General features: G+C 71.4%; 19 protein-coding genes. 10 read left to right on the forward strand and 9 right to left on the reverse strand.

Going from position 1 to position 15,726, the window contains the following annotated elements:
- Positions 1-112 precede the first annotated feature (112 nt).
- The 4 genes from sodN to ACZ470_RS17370 all read left to right on the forward strand — a co-directional run bounded on the left by sodN (position 113) and on the right by ACZ470_RS17370 (position 2,217).
- A complete protein-coding gene (sodN, locus tag ACZ470_RS17355) occupies positions 113-508 on the forward strand; it encodes a superoxide dismutase, Ni (protein ID WP_004983535.1) in 396 nt (131 codons plus the stop codon).
- 105 nt (positions 509-613) lie between these two features.
- On the forward strand, positions 614-1,036 hold the full coding sequence (locus tag ACZ470_RS17360) for a helix-turn-helix transcriptional regulator (protein ID WP_468428026.1): 423 nt from the start codon (positions 614-616) through the stop codon (positions 1,034-1,036).
- Between the two features lie 9 nt (positions 1,037-1,045).
- Positions 1,046-1,474 (forward strand): VOC family protein, encoded by a 429-nt coding sequence (locus ACZ470_RS17365; protein WP_468428028.1) that lies wholly within the window; start codon positions 1,046-1,048, stop codon positions 1,472-1,474.
- Positions 1,471-2,217: a VOC family protein gene (locus ACZ470_RS17370; protein ID WP_468428029.1), complete on the forward strand. Its 747-nt coding sequence runs from the start codon at positions 1,471-1,473 to the stop codon at positions 2,215-2,217. The genes ACZ470_RS17365 and ACZ470_RS17370 overlap by 4 nt, the downstream gene beginning before the upstream one ends.
- 33 nt (positions 2,218-2,250) lie before the next feature.
- Here the strand turns inward: ACZ470_RS17370 and ACZ470_RS17375 are convergent, their stop codons facing one another.
- The 8 genes from ACZ470_RS17375 to ACZ470_RS17410 all read right to left on the reverse strand — a co-directional run bounded on the left by ACZ470_RS17375 (position 2,251) and on the right by ACZ470_RS17410 (position 9,576).
- Positions 2,251-2,484, reverse strand: a complete 234-nt coding sequence (locus tag ACZ470_RS17375) for a hypothetical protein (RefSeq protein WP_468428031.1) — start codon at positions 2,482-2,484, stop codon at positions 2,251-2,253.
- 27 nt (positions 2,485-2,511) lie between these two features.
- Positions 2,512-3,096, reverse strand: coding sequence for a dihydrofolate reductase family protein (locus ACZ470_RS17380; protein WP_468428033.1), 585 nt, complete (start codon positions 3,094-3,096; stop codon positions 2,512-2,514).
- Positions 3,097-3,229: 133 nt separating this feature from the next.
- Complete coding sequence (locus ACZ470_RS17385; protein WP_468428035.1) at positions 3,230-3,562, reverse strand: hypothetical protein; 333 nt, start codon at positions 3,560-3,562, stop codon at positions 3,230-3,232.
- Positions 3,563-3,565: 3 nt separating this feature from the next.
- On the reverse strand, positions 3,566-5,251 hold the full coding sequence (gene ctaD / locus ACZ470_RS17390) for an aa3-type cytochrome oxidase subunit I (RefSeq protein ID WP_468428149.1): 1,686 nt from the start codon (positions 5,249-5,251) through the stop codon (positions 3,566-3,568).
- Between the two features lie 137 nt (positions 5,252-5,388).
- Positions 5,389-5,928, reverse strand: a complete 540-nt coding sequence (locus tag ACZ470_RS17395) for a hypothetical protein (protein ID WP_468428036.1) — start codon at positions 5,926-5,928, stop codon at positions 5,389-5,391.
- Positions 5,929-6,107: 179 nt separating this feature from the next.
- Positions 6,108-6,743, reverse strand: a complete 636-nt coding sequence (locus tag ACZ470_RS17400; RefSeq protein ID WP_468428038.1) for a GNAT family N-acetyltransferase — start codon at positions 6,741-6,743, stop codon at positions 6,108-6,110.
- A 192-nt stretch (positions 6,744-6,935) separates the two neighbouring features.
- Positions 6,936-8,036 carry a family 2 encapsulin nanocompartment cargo protein polyprenyl transferase gene (locus ACZ470_RS17405; protein WP_468428040.1) on the reverse strand — a complete coding sequence of 367 codons (1,101 nt, stop codon included), beginning with the start codon at positions 8,034-8,036 and terminating at the stop codon, positions 6,936-6,938.
- Positions 8,037-8,169: 133 nt separating this feature from the next.
- A complete protein-coding gene (locus ACZ470_RS17410) occupies positions 8,170-9,576 on the reverse strand; it encodes a family 2B encapsulin nanocompartment shell protein (protein WP_468428042.1) in 1,407 nt (468 codons plus the stop codon).
- Between the two features lie 295 nt (positions 9,577-9,871).
- Here ACZ470_RS17410 and ACZ470_RS17415 point away from each other — a divergent pair, with 295 nt between their 5' ends.
- The 3 genes from ACZ470_RS17415 (at position 9,872) to ACZ470_RS17425 (ending at position 11,973) form a co-directional block, all read left to right on the forward strand.
- Positions 9,872-10,462, forward strand: coding sequence for an N-acetylmuramoyl-L-alanine amidase (locus ACZ470_RS17415; protein ID WP_468428043.1), 591 nt, complete (start codon positions 9,872-9,874; stop codon positions 10,460-10,462).
- 135 nt (positions 10,463-10,597) lie between these two features.
- On the forward strand, positions 10,598-11,059 hold the full coding sequence (locus ACZ470_RS17420) for a DUF6010 family protein (protein ID WP_468428045.1): 462 nt from the start codon (positions 10,598-10,600) through the stop codon (positions 11,057-11,059).
- Positions 11,056-11,973, forward strand: coding sequence for a 1-aminocyclopropane-1-carboxylate deaminase/D-cysteine desulfhydrase (locus ACZ470_RS17425; protein WP_468428047.1), 918 nt, complete (start codon positions 11,056-11,058; stop codon positions 11,971-11,973). Before ACZ470_RS17420 ends, ACZ470_RS17425 begins: the two co-directional genes overlap by 4 nt.
- Positions 11,974-11,983: 10 nt before the next feature.
- Here ACZ470_RS17425 and ACZ470_RS17430 read toward each other — a convergent pair whose 3' ends face one another.
- Complete coding sequence (locus ACZ470_RS17430) at positions 11,984-13,576, reverse strand: Na+/H+ antiporter (RefSeq protein WP_468428049.1); 1,593 nt, start codon at positions 13,574-13,576, stop codon at positions 11,984-11,986.
- A 60-nt stretch (positions 13,577-13,636) separates the two neighbouring features.
- Between ACZ470_RS17430 and ACZ470_RS17435 the strand changes: the two genes are divergently transcribed.
- From ACZ470_RS17435 to ACZ470_RS17445, 3 genes are all read left to right on the forward strand, one after another.
- The gene (locus ACZ470_RS17435) at positions 13,637-13,897 is read left to right on the forward strand and encodes a UBP-type zinc finger domain-containing protein (RefSeq protein WP_468428051.1); all 261 of its coding nucleotides are present in this window, start codon (positions 13,637-13,639) and stop codon (positions 13,895-13,897) included.
- A gap of 258 nt (positions 13,898-14,155) precedes the next feature.
- The gene (locus tag ACZ470_RS17440; RefSeq protein ID WP_004925829.1) at positions 14,156-14,569 is read left to right on the forward strand and encodes an ATP-binding protein; all 414 of its coding nucleotides are present in this window, start codon (positions 14,156-14,158) and stop codon (positions 14,567-14,569) included.
- A gap of 17 nt (positions 14,570-14,586) precedes the next feature.
- Positions 14,587-15,726 (forward strand): RNA polymerase sigma factor SigF, encoded by a 1,140-nt coding sequence (locus ACZ470_RS17445; protein ID WP_468428053.1) that lies wholly within the window; start codon positions 14,587-14,589, stop codon positions 15,724-15,726.

Genomic DNA, 15,726 nt, shown 5'->3' on the forward strand with positions numbered 1-15,726 from the left:
CTCAGTCTGACCCCGGACTTTTGTCCTAAGCCCGCGGGGGCACCCGCGAAAAGCCGTCCGCCACGGAGTAATGTCCAGTGTGAGAAGACGATCACGAGGAAGGAAACGCTCCATGCTTTCCCGCCTGTTTGCCCCCAAGGTCAAGGTCAGCGCGCACTGCGACCTGCCCTGCGGTGTCTACGACCCGGCCCAGGCCCGCATCGAGGCGGAGTCGGTGAAGGCCGTCCAGGAAAAGATGGCCGGCAACGACGACCCGCACTTCCAGGCCCGTGCCACGGTCATCAAGGAGCAGCGCGCCGAGCTGGCGAAGCACCACGTCTCCGTGCTGTGGAGCGACTACTTCAAGCCCCCGCACTTCGAGAAGTACCCGGAGCTGCACCAGCTGGTCAACGACACCCTGAAGGCCCTCTCGGCCGCCAAGGCGTCGACGGACCCGGCGACCGGCCAGAAGGCCCTGGACTACATCGCCCAGATCGACAAGATCTTCTGGGAGACCAAGAAGGCCTGACCCGGCCTGTGGGAGTTCCGAAGGGCCCCGCCGCTCCGTGCGGCGGGGCCCTTCGGCGTTCGGGGACGGCTGCCCCGGTCGCGGGGGGCGTGCGATGCTGGGCGGATGGAGCTGGAGGATCTGGTGCGGCTGCGGCGGGCCCGTGACCGGATGGACCGGGAGTACGCCGAGCCGCTCGACGTCACGGAGCTGGCGCGGACCGCGCTGATGTCGCCCGGACACTTCCAGCGCAGCTTCCGCGCGGCCTACGGGCAGACGCCGTACGCCTATCTGATGACCCGGCGCATCGAGCGCGCCAAGGCGCTGCTGCGGCGGGGCGATCTCACGGTGACGGAGGTGTGCCTCGCGGTGGGCTGCACCTCCCTCGGGTCGTTCAGCTCCCGGTTCACCGAGCTGGTCGGGGAGACGCCGAGCGCGTACCGGGCCCGGTCGCACGAGGAGAGCGCGGTCATTCCGCCGTGTGTGGCACGGATGTACACCCGTCCGGTCCGGGGCCGGGCCCGGGCCAATCCGAGCGAAACCTTCTAGCGTGGGCGTATGGACACAGGAACGGATGTGAAACTCTCCCAGTGCTTCATCGCCGTCGACGACCACGACAAGGCGCTGGCCTTCTACCGCGACGTGCTGGGGCTCGAGGTCCGCAACGACGTGGGTTTCGAGGGGATGCGCTGGGTGACGGTCGCCTCGCCGGAGCAGCCGGACGTGGAGATCGTGCTGGAGCCGCCCGCCGCGAACCCCGACGCCTCCCCCGGTGACAAGCAGGCCATGGCGGAGCTGCTGGCCAAGGGCATGCTGCGCGGGGTCAATTTCACCACCACCGACTGCGACGCCCTCTTCGAGCGGGTCCGGGCCGCCGGTGCGGACGTGCTCCAGGAGCCGGTGGACCAGCCGTACGGAGTGCGTGACTGCGCGTTCCGCGACCCGGCGGGGAACATGCTGCGCTTCATGGAACGCCCCGGACGGTGAGCGTTCGCTGGACGTACGCCTTCATCGACCGGCCCGCCTCCGAGGCCGGCCGGGCCGGTGAGTTCTGGACGGCCGTCACAGGGACCCGGCTGTCCGAACCCAGCGGGGACAACGGGGAGTTCACGACCCTCCTGGCGGACGGCGCCGACCCCTGCGTGGGCCTCCAGAGGATCGTTTCGGGCCGGGGCGGCGCTCATCTCGACTTCTCCGTGGACGATGTGCCGGAGTTCGTCGCGCACGCCTCGCGGGCGGGCGCGCGGACGGTCGCCGAGCACGAGGGGTGGGCCGTACTGCGGTCGCCCGCCGGGCAGTTGTTCTGCGCCATACCCTGGCACGGGGAGTCGGTCCGGGCGCCCGTCGTGCGCGGCAGCCGTCTGGACCAGGTGTGCCTGGATGTGCCGCCGTCCGGTTTCGACACCGAAGTCGCCTTCTGGGGCGGCCTGTTGCCCGCCTGGGACTCCGCGCCCGGCTCACGCCCGGAGTTCCACGTGGTCAGGCCGCCGGCCGGGCTGCCGGTGCGCGTTCTGCTCCAGCGACTGGAGGAGGAACGGCCCGTCTCCGCGCATCCGGACCTCGCCTGCGCCGACATCGGCGCGACCCGGGCGCGGCACGAGGAGCTCGGTGCGGTGTTCGTGGCGGCGTTCGGACACTGGACGGTGATGCGGGACCCGGTGGGCGGCACCTACTGCCTGACCGGCCGTGATCCGGAGACGGGCGGCCTCACCCACCGGTCCGACCAGTAGGCCGTGCCGAGGCGGACCGTTGCCACCGCGCGGTCAGCGCTTCGTGCGGCCCGAGTCCTCGGTCTCCCTCGGCGCCGGCGCGGAGCCGGCTTCCTCGGCCCGGGCGTCGTCCCTCCCGGCCTCGTGGCCGGGGAACGCCTCGCACTTCGGGTTGCGGCACGGTCCGCGCACCCACACCGGTACCCACGCGCCCAGCGTCTTGTGGCGCCGGATCTCCATCTCCACTGGCTGTCCGCAGGCGGGACAGACGGGTTGTTCGCTGTCCATGCCCCCAAGGGTAGGCCCGGCGCCCGTTCAGCGCTTCCTGCTGTACGTCCGCACCAGCACTCCGTTGCCGAACGTGCGCACCGACTCCAGGGTGAAGTGCGTGATCGAGAAGCCGGAGGCGAACATCGGCATGCCGGATCCCTGCACGATGGGATACGTCTTGATGATCAGCTCGTCGATCTCGTCGACCAGTTCGCCGGCCAGCTGGGCACCGCCGCACAGGTAGATGTCGAGCTCGCTGTCCTCCGCCTTCAGCTCGCGCACCCGGCCGACCAGGTCGTCCGCGATGATGTCGACGTTGGGGTCGGGCGACTCCGTCAGCGTGCGGGAGGCGACGTATTCGCGCAGGTGGGCGTAGGGGCTGGTGATGCCGTCCCGCAAGGCCAGGTCGTAGCTGCCCCGGCCCTGGATGATCGTGTCGAACCGCTTGTTCGGCAGGTCGTCGACGTTCATCTGCCTGCGGCCGTGGGTCGGGATGGTCTCGGGGTACTCCGCCGCGAGGAATCCGAAGAACTCCTCGTCGACGTAGGCGAACATCGCCGACGCGTCGCCCTTCGGGTCCCCGATGAAGCCGTCGATGGAGCAGGCGATGTAGTACGTGAGCTTTCGCAACGCGGTCTCTTTCCGTGGACTGCCTCGTGTGAACAACTCCAGTTGTAGTACTTCGCTTGTAGTGGTGCAAGGTAATTGGCGGGATCGGGGACAAGTGGGAGTTGGAGGTTCCGGATTTCGCGGTATCCGGCGATCACGGCGGGGACGGTGGCGGCAACCGCGCCCACTGCCGGGCCGCCTCCCGCTGCTCACCGACGCGTCGCACGGCGGCACCGGCCCACAGGACGACGGCGGCCGTTCCGCCCAGGGCCGCCACGACCGCCGGCATCCACCACGCCGTGGCCACGAGCAGCACCGGGGCGAGCGCCCCGAGCGTGCCCCAGCCGGTCAGACAGGCGAGCGCCGCGGTACGGCGGGACAGTGGCCGGTCGGCTCCGGCGCGCAGGTCGATGAGGGCCGGCAGGTACCAGACGGATCCGGCGGCCGTCAGCACCGCGCATCCCAGGGCCAGAACGGGCTGCGGCACGGCTCACCGCGCCGATTCGAGCGCGGCGATCTCGGGGTGGTGCAGGTCGAACGCCGGGGACTCGCTGCGGATCCGCGGCAGGGTGCGGAAGTTGTGCCGCGGGGGTGGGCAGGAGGTCGCCCACTCCAAGGAGCGGCCGTAGCCCCAGGGGTCGTCGACGCCGACCGGCTTGCCGTACTTGGCCGTCTTCCAGATGTTGTAGAAGAACGGCAGGATCGACAGGCCGAGCAGGAACGACCCGATCGAGGACAGGGTGTTGAGGGCGGTGAAGCCGTCGGCCGCGAGGTAGTCGGCGTACCGGCGCGGCATGCCCTCCACGCCCAGCCAGTGCTGGACCAGGAAGGTCAGGTGGAAGCCCACCGTCAGCGTCCAGAAGGTGATCCTGCCGAGGCGTTCGTCCAGCAGCTTGCCGGTGAACTTGGGCCACCAGAAGTGGAAGCCCGCGAACATCGCGTACACGACCGTGCCGAACACCGTGTAGTGGAAGTGGGCGACGACGAAGTACGTGTCGGAGACGTGGAAGTCCAGCGGGGGCGAGGCCAGGATGACACCGGTCAGACCGCCGAAGAGGAAGGTCGTCAGGAAGCCCAGCGTCCACAGCATCGGCGTCTCGAAGGAGAGACTGCCCTTCCACATCGTGCCGATCCAGTTGAAGAACTTCACCCCCGTCGGCACCGCGATCAGCATCGTCATGAAGGCGAAGAACGGCAGCAGCACACCGCCCGTGACGTACATGTGGTGCGCCCACACGGTCACCGAGAGGCCGGCGATCGCGATCGTAGCGCCGATCAGTCCCATGTAGCCGAACATCGGCTTGCGGGAGAAGACCGGGATCACCTCGGAGACGATGCCGAAGAACGGCAGGGCCAGGATGTACACCTCGGGGTGGCCGAAGAACCAGAACAGGTGCTGCCACAGCAGCGCCCCGCCGTTGGCCGAGTCGAAGATGTGGCTGCCGAACTTCCGGTCGCACTCCAGCGCGAACAGCGCCGCCGCCAGCACCGGGAACACGATCAGCACGAGCAGCGCCGTGAGCAGGACGTTCCAGGTGAAGATCGGCATGCGGAACATCGTCATACCGGGAGCGCGCATGCAGATGATCGTGGTGATGAAGTTGACCGCGCCCAGGATCGAGCCGAAGCCCGACAGGGCCACGCCCATGATCCACAGATCGGCGCCGATACCCGGTGAGTAGACCGCGTTCGACAGCGGGGCGTACAGGAACCAGCCGAAGTCGGCGGCTCCGCCCGGGGTGAGGAAGCCGGCGGCAGCGATCGAGGAGCCGAACAGGAACAGCCAGAAGGCCAGCATGTTCAGCCGCGGGAACGCCACGTCCGGCGCGCCGATCTGAAGCGGCATGATCCAGTTGGCGAAGCCCGTGAACAACGGCATCGCGAACATCAGCAGCATGATCGAGCCGTGCATCGTGAACGCCTGGTTGAACTGCTCGTTCGACATGATCTGGAGGCCCGGGCGGGCGAGTTCCGCGCGCATCATCAGGGCCATGACCCCGCCGACGATGAAGAACACGAACGCGCTGACCAGGTACAGCGTGCCGATCTTCTTGTGGTCGGTGGTCGTCAGCCAGTCCACCCAGGCGGCCCGGCGCGCCGCGGGCGCCTGGGCGGCCACCCCCTCCCGCGGGACCGGGCGTGCCCGTTCGTCCTCCGCGGTCCTCACGTGCTCCATGCGTGTCTCGTCCACCGGACGTCTTCCTCCCCATGCTGTGTCGCGCGCCCATGATCGGCGGCGGGGAGAGGGGTCCACATGGGTCGAAGGGTCCCTGGGAGGGTCCCGGGCGGGGACCGATGGTCCCTGTTCGTGATTCAGCCCGCTGTTCCGGTCGCGGGCACCGGTTGCCGCGCGGCACCGGCGGGCCACACGATCTCCACGGGGACACCCCGGGCGCGGGCGTAGGTCACCAGGTGGGCCGTGGCGTCACGCCCGTTGGACGGGGAGCCGTCCCAGACGGCCAGCACAAGGCCGCCGACGGCGACGAGCCCCTCGTCCGCGCCGATGCAGGAATCGCGGTCCCCCGGGTCGTAGGCCAGCAGGCGCACCTGCTCGGCGAGGGTGAGCAGTTCGCCGGTGGCCATCCGGTCGCGGTCGGGCGGCATGACGGGCACCCCGGCACTCGTGGGGATCGCCACGAGCAGCGGGCATCCCGCCGCCCGCGCGGCCCGGCCGGACGCCAGTGGCGTACCCGCGCCGGTCCGCACCGTGACCACGACCTCGGCGGGCCGCCGCGCCAGCCGGGTCCGCAACGTGGACTCCACCAGCCGGAGCGTGTCCGGGGTCAGGTCGGCGTGCCCGACCACCGCGATGCCCCCGCCGATCTTGCCGTCGCCCCGCGCCGCCGTACTCATCCCGCCCCCGCCGCCTCGTCGTCCGACGCCCGCCGGCCGGCTTGGAGGGGTCGGCGGGCGCTACCCGCAGGCCAGTGAAATCCGGGCGTCCATCGGCGGCCAGGGCCGAACGTCCCTTTCCGGGTCCCGGATGCGCGCAGGTGCTTCTCCCGGGGCGCGGTGCGGCGCGGGGACGGGGGTCATCCGTCCAGGCCGGCCCGTGCTCCGGGGGTCCGGGGTTCGCGCCACATGGGCCACATGTACGGGCCGTCCGGGAGGGCGAGGGGCTCCCCGGCCGCCTCGAAGCCGAGGCGCCGGTACAGCAGGACACTGCGCTCACTGCTCGCCTCGAGATACGCCGCCCGGCCTTCCCGGTCGCAGCGGTCGAGAACGGAACCGATCAGCGCGGTGCCGAGCCCCTCGCCCTGGCGGCCGGGTGCCACGCCGATCATCCACAGGTACTCGTGGGCCCGCCCCGCGGGGTGGATGCCCGCGGTGAGCCGGCCGATCAGCTCCACGCGCTCGTTCTCCGGGTCGACTGCCTCGCGCATCCGCGCGAAACCGTCGTCGTCCGGGCGCTCGTCGCCGTGCCCGGGGTCGTCCGCCGGTACGGACATCCACAGCGCGCACGCCGAGCCGTCCTCGGTGATGTCGACGCGCCCCTCGGCGAGCACGACGTCGGTGAAGGCGGCCATGAGCCTGTGGTGCGTCGTACGGCGGTACTCGTCGCCGGGGAACACCCAGCCACTGACCGGGTCGTCCTGGAACGCCTCGTCCAGGAGCCGGACGATCGCCTCCCGGTCTCCGTCCCCAGCCGTCCGGATCGCCACACCCATGTCCGCCCCTTCGTCTCAACCGTCGCTGTCCGTACGGACGTTGAGCCTAGTGGGGGACGGGCGCGGGGAGGGCGGGCCCCGCACATCGTGGGGAAGTGCGGGACCCGCCGGGCCGGGGCCACGGTGCCGTGCGGAGTCAGGAGCCGCACGGCACCCGGTGGCTCCGGGGCCGGATCGACGGCCGGCGAACCGTCAGGTGCTGCGCCGTGTCACGAACTCGGCCAGGGCCAGCAGCCCGCCCGCCGCCTCCGGGTCGGGCACCGCGCGGGCCACTTCCTGCATCGCCCGGGCCATCCGGTCGGCCGCCTGGGTCTGCGCCCAGTCCCGGCCGCCCGCCCGTTCCACCGCCAGGGCGATCTGCTCCAGGTCCTCCTCCTTCCGGTGCGGGGCCGCGTACACGGCGGCGAGTTCCGCGGCCGCCGGGGTGCCGGAGGTGAGCGCGGCGACCACCGGCAGCGACTTCTTGCGGGCGGCCAGGTCCGCGCCGGCCGGCTTGCCGGTGCGGCGCGGATCGCCCCATATGCCGATCACGTCGTCGATGAGCTGGAAGGCCAGACCCGCCTCCCGGCCGAACGCGTCCAGTGCCGCCACGTCCGCCTCCCCGGCCTCCGCGTACAGCGCCCCGGTCGCGCAGGCGCAGCCGAGGAGCGCGCCGGTCTTGGACTCGGCCATGGCGACCGTCTCGTCGAGGGTGACCTCGTCGGGACCCCGTCGCTCCATGGCCGTGTCGGCATGCTGCCCCGCGCACAGCTCGACGACGCAGTCCGCGAGCCGGGCCGCCGCGGTGGTGGACGCCGGATGGGGGTCCTCGGCGAGCAGTCGCAGGGCGAGCGCCTGAAGGGCGTCACCGGCGAGGATCGCGTCGGCGTCCCCGAACACCGTCCAGGCGGTGGGCCGGTGGCGGCGGGTGGTGTCCCGGTCCATCACGTCGTCGTGCAGCAACGTGAAGTTGTGGATCAGTTCCACGGCGGCCGCCGCCCGTACTGCGGCCGCCCGGGCCACCGGGCCGCCCAGGGCGGACGCCGCAGCGAGCACCAGGGCGGGGCGGATCGCCTTGCCCGAACCACCCCCGGCCGGTGTGCCGTCCGCCTCCTGCCAGCCGAAGTGGTACAGCGCGATCCGGCGCATCGAGCCGGGCAGCGAGTCGATGGCGGCCCGCAGCACCGGGTCGACCGTGGCCCGCGCCCTCTCCAGCAACATCATCGCCTCGTGCCCGTCGCCGGGCCGCTGCCGCGGCACCGCGGGACTCTCGGTCGTGCCCTCCGTCGTAAGCCCGGTCACGGACTCCGTCATCGACTTCCCCCTGGAACCGACTCGGTGGTGGAGCGGAAGGATGGCGTTTCCGCACCCGTCGAGCGCGTACCTCCGAGGTGTACCCGCCCGGACGGGCGGGGACACGGCGTGCGGTGCGGGAGGCGGCGGAAGGTCATCGCCAACGGCCGATCTCGACGTTCTCCAGGACGCCGAGCGCGTCCGGTACCAGGACCGCTGCCGAGTAGTAGGCCGTGACCAGGTATTTGATGATGGCTTGTTCGTTGATGCCCATGAACCGCACGGACAGACTCGGCTCGATCTCGTCGGGGATGCCGGCGGCCCGCAGTCCGATCACGCCCTGGTCCTCCTCTCCGGTACGCAGGGCGATGATGGAGGTCGTACGGGCCTCCGTCACCGGGATCTTGTTGCACGGGAAGATGGGCACACCGCGCCAGGTGGGGATGCGGTTGCCGCCCATGTCGATGGTCTCCGGGACGAGCCCCCGCTTGTTGAGCTCACGGCCGAACGCGGCGATGGCGCGCGGGTGGGCGAGCAGCAGCCTGGTCCCGCGCCGCCTGCTGAGCAGTTCGTCCATGTCGTCGGGGCCGGGCACGCCGTCGTGCGGCTGGATCCGCTGGTCGTACTCGCAGTTGTGGAGCAGACCGAATTCGCGGTTGTTGACGAGTTCGTGCTCCTGGCGCTCCTTCAGCGCCTCGACGGTCAGCCGGATCTGCTGCTCCGTCTGGTTCATGGGCTGGTTGTAGAGGTCGGCCACGCGGGTGTGGATGCGCAGCACGGTCTGGGCGACGCTGAGTTCGTACTCCCGCGGCCTGGCCTCGTAGTCGACGAAGGTGTGGGGGATGTCGGGCTCACCGCTGTGGCCGGCGGCGAGGTCGATCTCCTTCTCGCCGTACTTGTTGGTCCGCTGCCCGGGGACCGTGAGCTCCCGGCGAAGGTGCTCGCGCAGGGTCTCGGACCGCTCGGCGACCTGCTGGACGGCCTCGCGCGGCAGGACCAGCACGGTGCAGGCGGTCAGGGTGCGGGCGGTGTACTCCCAGATGGCGTCCTCGCCCACCAGTGCCTGCTCGCCGAAGTAGGCGCCGTCGGCCAGCACTCCGAGGGACTCGTCCTCGCCGTAGGGGCCGGTGCCGACCCGCTCCACCCGGCCGTGCGCCAGCAGGTACACCTCGTCGGCCGGGCTGCCGAAGGACGCGATCACCTGGCCGGCGCCGATCTCCCGCTGCCGGCAGCGCGAGGCGAGTTCGGTCAGCACCTCCTCGTCCTCGTACGACCTCAGCATCGGCAACTCGCCCAGCTCCGCCGGGATGATCTCGACGCGGTCGCCGGTTTTCACGAACGTCATCCGGCCATCGCCCACGGCGTACGTCAGCCGCCGGTTGACCCGGTACGTACCGCCCTGCACATCCACCCAGGGCAGCATGCGCAGCAGCCACCGCGAGCTGATCTCCTGCATCTGCGGCACGGACTTGGTCGTGGTGGCCAGGTTCCGCGCCGCCGCCGTACCGAGGCTCTGCTGCTGCCTGGCCTGCTCCGTGCGGACCTCTTCGCCTACCGACATGGAGAATTGCCCTCCCCGATTGATGATCGACGCCCGGCCGGGCCGTGCGTCGCGCTGCGTGATCAAGCGTTCCTCACGCAACGTGCTCGCGCCATTACACGATCGAGCGGGGTTGGATCTTGGGAGAGTTGGGCACAGTTGGGGCGCCCGTTCGATGGGCCGTAGCGGACGGAACTTGTCCGGATCGGCTCGCACAGGACCCGAACGAGTAGTTGAACCCGCGCCTTTCAGGTATAGGCCCTGTACCAGGCGGGCGCGACAGGCGGCCGCCGGCCGGCACGTAAGGAGGGCGGTCATGGCCCCACCCATGTCCGCGAGCGCGTTCCTGCGCGCTCTGAAGGCGGAGGGTCTCACGGTCGTCGAGGTCGGCGACTGGCGCGACCACAACCGCAACCACAAGGGCCCGTGGGGCCCGGTCCACGGCGTGATGATCCACCACACCGTGACCAAGGGCAGCGCCCGCACGGTCGACATCTGCCGCAAGGGCTACGCGGATCTGCCCGGACCCCTGTGCCATGGCGTGATCACCAAGGACGGCCGGGTCCACCTGGTCGGCTACGGCCGCGCCAATCACGCGGGGCTCGGCGACGACGACGTGCTCCGTGCGGTGATCGCGGAGACCCGGCTGCCCGCGGACAACGAGCTGAACACGGACGGCAACCGGCACTTCTACGGCTTCGAGTGCGAGAACCTGGGCGACGGCGAGGATCCCTGGCCGGCGGCCCAGCTCGAGGCCATCGAGAAGGCCGCGGCGGCCGTCTGCCGCCACCACGGCTGGAACGAGCGGTCGGTGATCGGGCACAAGGAGTGGCAGCCGGGGAAGGTGGATCCGCGCGGGTTCACGATGACCTCGATGAGGGAGCGGATCCGCGACCGGCTGGCGTGACCCGGCGACACCCCGGCCGGTGACCGGCCGGCTGGCGACAACCCGTTGGAAGCTGTCACTCGCTCCCCTGGGACCCGGGGGAGCCCGCTCCTAGCGTGGTGAACCGTCCCTGATGTCCCAGGAAAAGGCCTCACCATGCAGTACGTCGCCCAGTACATCGCCCCGATCGGCATCGGCGTCCTCTACGCCCTGCTGATGTCCCTCGTCCGTGAACCGCACCGGCGACGCCTCAACGCCCTCATGGTCGCCGGTGCGGGCGCCGCCTACCTCAGCGGCGGCGGGCTGGGCGGCTGGGAGTTCGCCTTCACGGCGCTGGTCACCTATGTCGCGTTCCGCGGCCTGGAGTCGTGGACGTTCATCGGCATCGGCTGGCTGCTGCACACCGCGTGGGACATCGTCCACCACATCAAGGGCAACCCCATCATCCCGTTCGCCCACACCTCGTCCCTGGGCTGCGCGATCTGCGATCCGGTGATCGCCCTGTGGTGCCTGCGGGGCGGCCCGTCCCTGATCGAGACGGTCCGCGGCCGCGCCCGCGGGAACGACACCGCCCCCGAACACGTGACCGAGCCGGCTCGGGCGACAATGACCCCGTGACCGGCTCCGACACCCCCGCCCCCCGCGCGCTCGCGGGCCTGCGCCCGCGGCTGCCCTCGCCGCTGCGGGAGGTCGTGGACGAGCGGTTCGAGCGGCGGGGCGTGCGGCTCCTGCTGAAGCGGGACGACCTGATCCACCCCGAGCTGGTCGGCAACAAGTGGCGCAAGCTCGCGCCGAACCTCTCCGAGGCGGCCGGGCGGACCGTGCTCACCTTCGGCGGCGCGTACTCCAACCATCTGCGGGCCACGGCCGCCGCCGGCCGGCTGCTCGGCCTGCGCACGGTCGGTGTGGTGCGCGGGCAGGAACTCGCCGGCCGCCCGCTCAACCCCTCGCTGGCCCGGTGCGCCGCCGACGGTATGCGGCTGCACTTCGTCGACCGGTCGACGTACCGCCGCAAGACCGAGCCGCCGACGCTGGCGGCGGTGCTCCGCGCGGCGGACGCCGAGGACGCGTACGTCGTGCCCGAGGGAGGCAGCAACCCCGCCGCGGTGCGCGGCTGCCGGGCGCTCGGGGAGGAGCTGGCCGGCCGGGCCGACGTGGCCGCGGTGGCCTGCGGCACCGGCGGCACCCTCGCCGGACTGGCCGCCGGGCTCGGCGACGGGATGCGCGCGCTGGGCGTTCCGGTGGTCCGGGGCGGCTTCCTCGCCGACGAGATACGGACCCTGCAGACCGGCGCCTTCGGCGGCCCGCGCGGCGACTGGAGCCTCGACGACCGCTTCCACTTCGGCGGCTACGCCCGTGTCACACCGGAACTCGACGCGTTCGCCGAGGACTTCGAACACCGGCACGGCGTCCCCGTCGAACGTCTCTATGTCGCCAAGTTGCTCTACGCCCTTGTCGCCCTGGCGGAGGAGAACGCGTTCCCGCGCGGAAGCACGGTCGCCGCGGTGATCACCGGCCGCCCCTTCCCGTGACCGGCATCCCCTAGGTCGTCTCCCGGTACGCCGCCGCTTCCTCCAGGTCCAGTCGGCGCAGCAGCGTGCGCAGCATCTCGTCGTCGATGTAGCGGCCGTCGCGCAGCCGGACGAACACCTCGCGCTCCGCGCCGATCATCTCCCGCGACAGCCGCCGGTAGGTGTCGTCCACCGACTCCCCCGTGACCGGGTTGACCTGCCCGAGCCGCTCCCAGACGGCGTTGCGGCGGCGCTCCAGGACGGCCCGGAGCCGGTCGGCGAGGGGTGCGGGCAGGGCGTTGCGCTCGTCCGACAGGAGTTCGTCCAGGCGCTGCTCGGCGATCCGGGAGGCCTGCGCCTGGGCGTTGGCCTCGGCCAGCGTCTCGGCCTGCTCGTCGCGCCCGGGGAGCTTCAGCACCCGGATCAGCGGGGGCAGCGTCAGGCCCTGCACCACCAGGGTGCCGATGACGGTGGTGAAGGTCAGGAAGAGCAGCAGGTTGCGCTGCGGGAAGTCCTCACCCTCGGCGGTGACCGGGATCGAGAACGCGATGGCCAGCGAGACCACGCCCCGCATCCCGGCCCACGCGATGACGAACGGCGCCTTCCAGCCGGGTCTCCCCTCGCGTTCCCGGAGCTTCGCCGACAGCAGCGGCGGCAGCCAGGTCGCCGGGTACACCCAGACGAACCGCATGACGACGACCACCGCGAACACGGCGAGCGCGTACCAGGCGGCGTCGATGCCCTCGTACTCGCCGAGCCCCTGGAGGACGACGGGCAGTTGCAGTCCGATCAGGGCGAACACCGCGGACTCGAGGACGAACGCGACCATCTTCCACACCGCGTCCTCCTGGAGCCTGGTGGCGAAGTCGACCTCCCACGCGCGGTGTCCCAGGAAGAGGGCCACGACCACGACGGCGATGACTCCGGAGGCGTGCACCTGCTCGGCGACGGCGTACGCGACGAACGGGATCAGCAGGGAGAGCGTGTTCTGCAGCAGCGCCTCCTTCACATGGGTGCGCAGCCAGTGCAGCGGTGCCATGAGCACCAGGCCGACCGCCACCCCGCCGACCGCGGCGACCAGGAACTCCACGACTCCCCCGGCCCAGGTCGCGCCCTCGCCGACCGCGGCCGCCACCGCCACCCGGAACGCGGTGATCGCGGTGGCGTCGTTGAACAGGGACTCGCCCTGGAGGATGGTGGTGATCCGGGAGGGCAGGCCGACCCGGCGTGCCACCGCCGTCGCCGCGACCGCGTCCGGCGGGGCCACCACGGCGCCGAACACCAGCGCCGCGGTCAGCGGCAGGCCCGGCACCATCAGGTACAGCACCCAGCCGACGGCGAAGGTCGCGAACAGCACGTACCCCACCGACAGCAGCGCCACGGGCCGCAGCTGCGCCCGCAGATCGAGGTAGGAGCTGTCGGTGGCCGCCGTGTGCAGCAGCGGCGGCAGGATCAGCGGCAGGACGACATGCGGGTCGAGCGTGTACTCGGGCACGCCGGGGACATAGCTGACCGCCAGGCCGGCCGCGACCAGCAGCAGCGGGGGAGGCACCGGCGTGCGCCGGCCCGCCGCGGCGATCGCGGCACTGCCCGCCACCAGCAACAGCAGCGGCATCACGTCCATGTCCTGCCCACCCTCGTTTTTCCACGCGGCCTTCCGCGCGGGCGTCGTAACCTGGCAATCATGAAACAGTGCACGCACGCCGACGCGCTGCCGCACCCGGAACCCGTCCCGCTCGGTGAGACGTGTCCGGAGTGCCTGCGGGACGGCACCGATCCGGTGCAGCTGCGCCTCTGCCTCACCTGCGGTCACGTCGGGTGCTGCGACTCCTCGCCGAAGCGGCACGCGACGGAGCACCACAGGGAGACCGGCCACCCCGTGATGCGGACCCATGAGCCCGGCGAGGACTGGCGCTGGTGCTTCGTCGATCACGTACTCGTGTGACCCGGAGCGACCCCGGTGCCGGACGGTTCGACCGTCCGACGTCTGGGTACGTCAATGCGGCGCGCGCTCTTCCCATTTGGGAGCCGCAGACCCCTAGCCACGGAGCGTATTCATAGTTTTACCATGAGTGACAGTATGCGGGCCGGGGTCCCGGGGACAGGACCGCCGAGAGCGCGATAGCGTCACCGCTGAACCACGTAGCGCGTTACCCGGGGGCGAACCCGGCCCTGAAACGCTTGTACCACCTTGGAGGTGAGGGTGTCCCAGATCGCAGGCGAGCCCGCGACCCAGGACTTCGTGGAAGTCCGGCTGCCGGCCGCGGGGGCCTACCTGTCGGTGCTGCGTACGGCCACGGCCGGCCTCGCGGCCCGTTTGGACTTCACCCTCGACGAGATCGAGGACCTGCGCATCGCGGTCGACGAGGCCTGCGCGATCCTGCTCCAGCAGGCCGTGCCGGGGTCGGTGCTCAGCTGTGTGTTCCGACTCGTCGACGACTCGCTCGAGGTCACCGTCTCGGCGCCGACCACGGACGGTCACGCCCCTTCGCGGGACACCTTCGCCTGGACCGTCCTGTCCGCGCTCGCGGGCAAGGTCTCCTCCGCCGTCGACGAGGACAAGACCGTGTCGATCAGCCTCTACAAACAGCGCGGCGCGGGACCCGGGCCGGCGTGAGGAGCGAGGACGGGCCGGTGCGGGACGAAGAACGCGGCACACGGGAGCTGCCGGCCGAGCGCATGCCGGACGGCATCGACGGCATCCCCGAGCAGGCCCGGCCGCATCCGGAGGGCGACTCCACGGAGGCCGTCCCGCCGGGCGGAGGGCAGTCCGGCGGTGCCGTGCGCGGCACACATCCGGCCGGGCCGGCCGGGGTCGCTCCCGGCCACGGGGGCGCCCCCGTGCAGGCGAGGCCGGCGACGGGGGACGAGGCGAGCGCTCGGGGAAGGGCGACGGGCGGGACGATGAGCGAGCACGAGCGACACGCCGAGGACGAGGCGCCGCGGGCGCCCGCCGCCCGGGGCGCGCGGAGCACTCCGAGTGCGCCGGGCACGCAGGGCACGCACCCGCACCACGACCCGCTGGACCGCAGCGGAGCGCGCGCCCTGTTCCTCGAACTGCGCACGCTGAAGGACGGCACCCCCGAGTACGCGGAGCTGCGCAACCGCCTGGTGCGCATGCATCTGCCGCTCGTCGAGCATCTCGCGCGCCGCTTCCGCAACCGCGGTGAGCCGCTGGACGACCTCACCCAGGTCGCCACCATCGGGCTGATCAAGTCGGTCGACCGCTTCGACCCGGACCGGGGCGTGGAGTTCTCGACGTACGCCACGCCGACGGTCGTCGGCGAGATCAAGCGGCACTTCCGCGACAAGGGCTGGGCGGTGCGCGTACCGCGCCGGCTCCAGGAACTGCGGCTGGCCCTCACCACGGCCACGGCGGAGCTCTCCCAGCTGCACGGCCGCTCCCCCACGGTGCACGAGCTGGCCGAGAAGCTGGCCATCTCGGAGGAGGAGGTCCTGGAGGGTCTGGAGTCCGCGAACGCGTACTCCACGCTGTCCCTGGACGTCCCCGACACCGACGACGAGTCCCCGGCGGTCGCCGACACCCTCGGCGCCGAGGACGAGGCGTTGGAGGGCGTGGAGTACCGGGAGTCGCTCAAGCCGCTCCTCGAGGACCTGCCGCCGCGCGAGAAGCGGATCCTGCTGCTGCGCTTCTTCGGCAACATGACCCAGTCGCAGATCGCGCAGGAGGTCGGCATCTCGCAGATGCACGTCTCCCGGCTGCTGGCCCGCACGCTGGCCCAGCTGCGGGAGAAGCTGCTCGTGGAGGAGTGA

Source organism: Streptomyces sp. NPDC031111, from assembly GCF_055570675.1.